Here is a 7,299-nt window from a genome sequence, read left to right on the forward strand (position 1 = left end):
CAGGCGGGGATGGCAGGAGAAAACACGTCAGAGGGGGTCCGCATAGAGTCGCTTAAACGTTTCTCTGAGCCAGACTATCTTCGGGTTGTCGCTGTTGCGTTTGTGCCATAGCAGGGTAAAGGGCACCCGCGTTTTTTCCAGCAATAGCGGCTCCAGCGGAAGCGGCCGCGACACCAGCGGCAGGTGGTGCTGCCGGTTATAGTGATGGCAATAACGCGGCGCGGTGGCCAGCATCGTGTGATTCGGCTGGGCGGCCATAAACAGCGATTGTTCAAACCCCGGCAGGGTTAACGCAACGGTGCGTTTATGCCCCAGCTCGTGGAGAACATCATCCAGCGCCCAGGTATCACTCTGTTCCCAGCTGATATTGATATGCGGATAGCGTAAAAAGGTCTCCAGATTCCACTCTTCGTTGAGCGCCGGGTGATCCGCGCGCAGCCAGACCTGAGGCAGGTCGGTAAACAGGACTTCAAAATCGATATACCACGGCAGCTGGCTGAGTTGCTCCCGTGAACGCGGATGTGTTTCACGTCCGCAAAAGCCGATATCGACTTCACCGCGAATGATCGCATCCAGCGAGTCATAGTCCCAGTTGCGCAGGCGAATCAGCGCCTGGGGATAGCGCTGGTAGATTTGCTGCGACAGCGAATTAAACAGAATCATCAGCAGCGGCGTTTCCGCCGCCAGTTCGAACTTCAGACCGCTCGGCATGATGTGGTGGGGTTTATCGAGGATCTGATTGCCCATCTGCATCCAGTCCGCCAGATCCTGCTCCATGCTGGTCATCAATGGCGTCGGCGACAGACCGAGCGGCGTTTTGACGAATAGCGGATCGTCAAACCAGGCGCGCAGTTTAGCTAATGATTTACTCACCGCCGACGTCGAAACGTTCATGCGCTTCGCCGTGCGGGTGACGCTGAGCTCCTGGGTCAGAAGCTGCAGACAGAGTAATAAATTAAGATCGAGACTCGACAGGGATTTCTTCATTATGTTGCGCAGCCCGGACAGAGGAAGCGGCCAGAATCAGAACAATACTCACTATGCTACAGGCAATGAGAATCCCGATCAGCATATTCATGGCACTTAACCCGATGATGGCAGCGAGCCAAATCCACAGTGAAGAGCCGCAAACCTGAGCAATCCCCAGTACCGAACTGGCAACCCCAGCCCGCAGAGTAAATGGCCCCAGGGCCTGGCTCATGGCAACGCCAAAGCCCACAGAGAAGCCTGCGCAAATGAGCGCCAGACCCAGCATGGTTACCGTCTGGCTGGTGGCAAGGCAGAGCAAAGCCCCGGCCGTAAAGAACATCACCTGTGACGTCAGCATCAATGTACGCGGTTTAAACAGGGTGAGCGCAAAGGGCGTTGAGAACGACACCGTCATGCTGACCAGCGCCATTAAGGCCATCGCCATCGAGTATTGTCCACGATCGAACCCCATCTCCTCCATCATCAATACCGGGGAGACGTTAACGTAGGTGAGGATCGCCGTTACGCTGAGGGTAGTAATGACGATACGGCTGAGGAAAAAGCGGTTCAGCAGTGATTCCGTGGCATTTTTCTGCCCGGCAAGAGCCGGTGAAGGGGCTGCCGGCCGCGTTTCCCGCAGCATAAAGACCGAGAGCAGGCCGACCATCACCCCCATGCCGGTCATGGTGTAGAACAGGCTCTGCCACGGGTATTTCAGCATAATCAGGTGGCCCAAAACGGGAGCCAGGACCGGGATAATGCAGGTGATGCCATTTAACAGCGACAGCACCCTGGCGCGACGACGATCGTCGAGCGTATCGCGCAGGACGGCAAAGGCGACGACGTAGCAGCTCCCCGCCCCGATGCCCTGAATAAAACGCCCGACCAGGAAGAGATCGCTGCTCTGCGCGTGCGCGCAGAGCAGCGAGGCCAAAATAAATGTCGTCGAACCGAAAATGGCGACCGGCTTACGTCCGGATTTATCGGCTGCTCTGCCGGCAAACAGCATCGCGGCGGCCATGCCCGCAAGGTAAACCGAGAATGCAATATGCAGCTGTGCTTCGCTGGCGCCGAGGTCCTGCGCAATACGCGGCAAACCAACCAGATACATATCGATGCCGGATGGATAGAGTAAAACCAGCGCAAAACTGCAGATAAGAAAGCGTGCCATAGAACCCCCGCGAGAATAGAGGCGTACAGAGTAATGGCTATTGCGCGGCAGTACGAGTTGCCATTTGGACAACAATGATTTCCTGAGAGGAAAAACCCTCGCTGCGTTCTGCGATGAACTACCAGACTTTGGCCATGCCATCGCTGGCCGGGCGCACGGAAGTAAAACCAAACTTCGCATACAGCTCGGGGACATCGGCAACCAGAGAAACATACGCGCCCTGAAAGGCATTGGCATCCAGCCAGCGGACAATATTCTCCATAATCAGTCTACCCAGCCCTTTTCCCTGGTGCGCCGGATCGACCGCGACATCGACTATCTCGAAATTCACGGCGCCATCACCGACGATGCGACCCATGCCAACCGGAATTCCCTGCCAGAGAATATGGACGCCGTAGCAGCTGCGCGGCAATCCGGCTATCACGCCCTCCAGCGGGCGCGGTGACATGCCGGAGATCCGTCGTAAACGGCAAAAATCCTCTGCCGACGGGACGGTCTCGATAACGGCGTAATCAGAAGTCATGGCGGTATCCTGCTGTGGGAGGCTCATGACATTTAATGATGCCACGTTGTAGGAAGCAACCTTGCGTCGGTGAGATCGTGAGATGAAAGGAAAAACCTCCGGTCAGGAAAATAAAAAAACCTGCATAAACATTAAGTTGATGCAGGTTAGTTCATGCTCACCAAGGTATATTGATGATGCGTTATTTACCGATACAGAAGCTGGAGAAAATGCGCCCCAGCAGGTCATCAGAGGTGAATTCGCCGGTGATCTCGCTCAACGCCTGTTGCGAGAGCCGTAGCTCTTCGGCCAGTAGTTCACCGGCCCAGGCGCCAAGCAGCTGCGCTTTGCCCTGCTGGAGATGACTGGCGGCTTCTGACAGCGCCTGCAGGTGACGACGACGGGCGAGGAAACCGCCTTCCATGTTGGTATCGAAGCCCATGCTCTGCTTGAGATGGTTGCGCAGGACATCTACGCCCTCACAGGTTCGCGCCGACAGTCGAATCAGTGAGTGGCCATTCACTTCACTGATACCCAACGTTTCGCCGGTGACGTCAGCTTTGTTTCGGACCACGGTAATCGGCAGTTTCGCCGGTAAACGCTCGATAAAGTCTGGCCAGATTTCCGCCGGGTCGACGGCGCTGGTGGTCGTACCGTCCACCATGAACAGTACCCGGTCAGCCTGCTCGATTTCCTGCCAGGCACGTTCAATACCAATGCGCTCAACCTCATCATTGGCATCGCGGAGTCCTGCGGTATCGATGATATGCAGCGGCATGCCGTCGATATGGATATGCTCGCGCAGTACATCGCGGGTGGTTCCGGCAATATCGGTCACGATCGCCGCTTCGCGCCCGGCCAGCGCGTTCAGCAGGCTCGATTTCCCGGCGTTCGGGCGGCCGGCGATCACCACTTTCATCCCTTCGCGTAGCAGGCTGCCCTGGCGGGCCTCGGCGCGAACGGCATCAAGATCGGCAATCACGCCGTTGAGCTGGGCTTCGATTTTACCGTCGGAAAGAAAATCGATTTCCTCATCCGGGAAGTCAATAGCGGCTTCGACATAGATACGCAGATGGGTCAGCGCTTCCACCAGATGATTCACCCGGGCAGAGAAGGCGCCCTGCAGCGAGTTCAGCGCCGAGCGTGCTGCCTGCTCGGAACTGGCGTCTATCAGGTCAGCAATCGCTTCAGCCTGGGCGAGATCGAGCTTATCGTTAAGAAACGCGCGTTCAGAGAACTCCCCGGGCCTGGCTATACGCACGCCCGGCAGCGTCAGGATTCGTTTCAGGAGCAGATCCAGAATCACCGGGCCGCCGTGGCCCTGGAGTTCCAGCACATCTTCACCGGTAAAGGAGTTTGGGCCGGGGAACCATAGCGCAATACCCTGATCCAGCGGCGTGCCGTCGGTATCTTTAAAGGGCAGATAATCGGCGTAGCGCGGTTTTGGCAGCTTGCCGAGAACCGCTTGCGCGACGTCGCGTGCTTTGAGGCCGGAGATGCGCAGGATGCCCACACCACCGCGTCCCGGTGGGGTTGCCTGGGCGACGATAGTGTCGTTATGGCTCATGATGACTCTCTATGTAAATGTAAAAAAGGCGGTCTATTGACCGCCTTCTCTGGCATTGATGCTACTGCGGTTTAAGCAGAGTATCAGCTCTTTTTCTTCTCGCGGCTATGCAGACCACGCTTCTCGAGACCACGGTAAATCAGCTGCTGCTGAATAATGGTCACCAGGTTGCTGACGATATAGTAAACCACCAGACCTGACGGGAACCACAGGAAGAACACCGTAAAGATGACCGGCATAAAGGTCATGATCTTCTGCTGCATCGGGTCGGTCACGGTGGTCGGAGACATCTTCTGAATGAAGAACATCGTCGCGCCCATGATGATCGGCAGGATGTAGTACGGGTCTTGTGCTGACAGGTCGTGGATCCACAGGATAAACGGCGCATGACGCAGTTCAACCGAGGCGCTCAGCATGTAGTACAGCGCAAGGAAGATTGGCATCTGAATAATCAGCGGGAAGCAGCCACCCAGCGGGTTGACCTTTTCTGCTTTATACAGGGCCATCATTTCCTGGCTTTGACGCTGTTTGTCATCGCCCAGACGCTCACGCATTGCCTGAATCTTCGGCTGCAGCATGCGCATCTTCGCCATGGAGGTGTACTGCGCTTTGGTCAGCGGGTACATGATGCCACGAACGATAAAGGTGATAACGATGATCGAGAAGCCCCAGTTGCCGAGGAAGCTGTGGATGAATTTCAGCAGCTTAAACAGCGGTTGGGAGATGAACCACAGCCAACCGTAGTCGACGGTCAGATCCAGGTGCGGCGCGACGGCTGCCATTTTGTCCTGAATGGCCGGGCCGACCCACAGAACGCTTTCCAGCTTGTCGGTTTGACCCGGCTGCACCAGTACCGGCTGCGATTTATAGCCGATGGCGACAACGCCGTTGCCGAGGTTGGCGGTGTAGAAGTTGTTGGTACCGCTGTTTTGCGGAACCCATGCGGTGGTGAAGTACTGCTGCAGCATCGCCACCCAACCGTCTTTGGTGCTGACGTTCAGGTTTTCGTTATCGACGATGGTATCGAATTTATATTTTTCGTATTTCGATTCAGACGTTGAATACGCGGCGCCACGGAAGGTGTGCATCGTAGACAGGCCACCGGTTTGCGTATCGCGGGCGGTTGGCAGGTTGGCAGTCTGTTTCAGCTGACCGAAGGTAGAAATCTCCAGCGGTTTTTCGCCAACGTTCTGCACGTTATAACCCACGTTCACCGCATAATCACCGCGTTTCAGGGTGAAGGTTTTGGTGAAGACGTTGCCTGCTTTATCGGTATACGTCAGCGGAATGACGATTTCGTTCTGGCCTTCCGCCAGCACAAACGCATCTTTATCGACGTTATACAGCGGGCGGGCTCCATTAGCCGGGTTATCCGGGCCATCACGACCGGTTAAGCCGCTTTGAGCCTGATAGATAAACTGTGGCGTGGTTTCCAGTAACTGGAACGGTTCAGTCGACTTCAGTGCTTTCGGATAAGCCGGAAGCAGCGCTTGCTCCACATCACCACCGCGGGTGTTGATGGTCAGCTCAAGCACATCGGTTTTTACCGTAATCAGTTTCCCCTGGCCACTGGCCGGTACGCCCTGGTCGGCGGCGCTACCCGCTGCTGTGGTCGTTGTCTGCGTGGTCTGTTGCTGAGCCTGAGGATTGTTATCCTGCTCCCAGGCTTGCCAGATCATGAAAGACACGAACAACAAAGCGATGATAAGAAGATTGCGTTGCGAATCCATCGTTAGTGTTCTCTGGTATCAAATGGTCCAGGCGGGACGGGATCGTCACCACCAGGGTGTAAAGGGTGGCATTTTAATACGCGTTTCACTGTCAACCAACTGCCTTTTATCACTCCAAACCTGCGCAATGCCTCAATTCCGTAGCTTGAACAGGTTGGCGTGAAACGACAATGCGGCCCGAGTAGCGGACTAATCAGGCGCTGATAGACCCGTATAAGGCCTATCAGGACCCGGGAGCCAGGCGACAATGGCGGCGCCATAATTTTTCCAACGCTTCCGAGAGAGCACGGTTATCGAGGTCAGCAACCCCTTTCTTTGCCACCACCACGAAATCCATTGGCGGGAGTTCATGTTGACGCAAACGAAAACTTTCACGCGTCAGACGTTTAATCCGATTGCGTTCATGTGCGCGTTTAACGTTTTTCTTGGCGACGGTAAGACCGATGCGGGGATGCCCCAGCGAATTCAGGCGGCCGAGGATGGTGATTTGCGGCGTGCCAGCCCGTTGTGGCTGCTGGAAGACGAAAGTGAAATGACTGGGAGTTAACAAACGTAACTCCCTGGGAAATGCGAGCTTAACCACGCAGGGTTAGCTTTATTACTTGGAAACGGTCAGACGAGCACGGCTTTTAGCACGACGACGTGCCAGAACCTGACGACCATTTTTAGTAGCCATACGTGCACGGAAGCCGTGAGAACGGTTGCGCTTCAGTACAGACGGTTGAAAAGTGCGTTTCATGGCGGTTTCTACCTAAACTTGAATAATTTCACTGACTTTTGCGTATACCCGAACGAACTTCGAACGACTTACGCGGCAGCGATGGTGATTAAAGAGGCCGGATTGTAATAATTGTACACTCCGGAGTCAATTCTCTTTCCTTATTTCTCGCACCTTGCCGCACAAAAAATGACCTGCGACAGGCAACGGAAAACGGGCATTACGCGCCGGGTGGAGGATTATACGGCCTGACGGGTAAAGCGCAAGGATCGCAAAGGATCTTTGTTAGATCGTTTAGGCCCTAAACCAGCATAGCTCATTAAATTTTCCAATATGTGGGCGAAATCGTGCCTCACTCCTCTCCGGATCGATTACACTTACCCGGCTTCGATCCTTCCTGTGGATAAATCGGGAAGAATCTGTTGAGAAACACAAGATATCTTTCTCAGTTTAGGCTATGATCCCCGGTCCTGATCGCGATCCACCGATCCGCATCGGATAAATACCGCAGATAGCGGTTCACGCGTCACCCCTTTTGTGCAGGGGCTTTTCGGCCAATGCAGGGTCTTGTCGACGTGTGCCAACAATCACGATTGTTTCTTTTTTTCTTTATATCGATTTTATGTTCGAGTGGAGTCCGCC

9 protein-coding genes are annotated in these 7,299 nt (G+C 55.0%); all 9 read right to left on the reverse strand.

Annotated features, from left to right (window positions below; translation table 11 throughout):
• Positions 1 to 27: 27 nt before the first annotated feature.
• The 9 genes from yidZ to Q1L34_RS28515 all read right to left on the reverse strand — a co-directional run bounded on the left by yidZ (position 28) and on the right by Q1L34_RS28515 (position 6,977).
• A complete protein-coding gene (gene yidZ, locus Q1L34_RS26180; protein ID WP_327204324.1) occupies positions 28 to 987 on the reverse strand; it encodes an HTH-type transcriptional regulator YidZ in 960 nt (319 codons plus the stop codon).
• Entirely contained in the window at positions 956 to 2,140 is a 1,185-nt protein-coding gene (locus tag Q1L34_RS26185) for an MFS transporter (RefSeq protein WP_327204325.1), read from the reverse strand. Before Q1L34_RS26185 ends, yidZ begins: the two co-directional genes overlap by 32 nt.
• 118 nt (positions 2,141 to 2,258) lie before the next feature.
• Positions 2,259 to 2,663: a GNAT family N-acetyltransferase gene (locus Q1L34_RS26190; protein WP_004869184.1), complete on the reverse strand. Its 405-nt coding sequence runs from the start codon at positions 2,661 to 2,663 to the stop codon at positions 2,259 to 2,261.
• Between the two features lie 181 nt (positions 2,664 to 2,844).
• Positions 2,845 to 4,209 (reverse strand): tRNA uridine-5-carboxymethylaminomethyl(34) synthesis GTPase MnmE, encoded by a 1,365-nt coding sequence (gene mnmE, locus Q1L34_RS26195; RefSeq protein WP_327204326.1) that lies wholly within the window; start codon positions 4,207 to 4,209, stop codon positions 2,845 to 2,847.
• Positions 4,210 to 4,292: 83 nt separating this feature from the next.
• A complete protein-coding gene (gene yidC / locus Q1L34_RS26200; RefSeq protein WP_004869180.1) occupies positions 4,293 to 5,939 on the reverse strand; it encodes a membrane protein insertase YidC in 1,647 nt (548 codons plus the stop codon).
• Positions 5,940 to 5,941: 2 nt separating this feature from the next.
• Positions 5,942 to 6,199, reverse strand: coding sequence for a membrane protein insertion efficiency factor YidD (yidD, locus tag Q1L34_RS26205; protein WP_015585463.1), 258 nt, complete (start codon positions 6,197 to 6,199; stop codon positions 5,942 to 5,944).
• Positions 6,163 to 6,522 (reverse strand): ribonuclease P protein component, encoded by a 360-nt coding sequence (gene rnpA, locus Q1L34_RS26210; RefSeq protein WP_049264554.1) that lies wholly within the window; start codon positions 6,520 to 6,522, stop codon positions 6,163 to 6,165. The genes yidD and rnpA overlap by 37 nt, the downstream gene beginning before the upstream one ends.
• 15 nt (positions 6,523 to 6,537) lie before the next feature.
• Positions 6,538 to 6,678, reverse strand: coding sequence for a 50S ribosomal protein L34 (gene rpmH, locus Q1L34_RS26215; RefSeq protein WP_004871828.1), 141 nt, complete (start codon positions 6,676 to 6,678; stop codon positions 6,538 to 6,540).
• 218 nt (positions 6,679 to 6,896) lie between these two features.
• Entirely contained in the window at positions 6,897 to 6,977 is an 81-nt protein-coding gene (locus tag Q1L34_RS28515) for a hypothetical protein (RefSeq protein WP_418325380.1), read from the reverse strand.
• Positions 6,978 to 7,299: the final 322 nt, after the last annotated feature.

This window comes from Klebsiella ornithinolytica (assembly GCF_030505655.1).
In the GTDB taxonomy this organism is placed as follows: Bacteria; Pseudomonadota; Gammaproteobacteria; order Enterobacterales; family Enterobacteriaceae; genus Klebsiella; species Klebsiella ornithinolytica.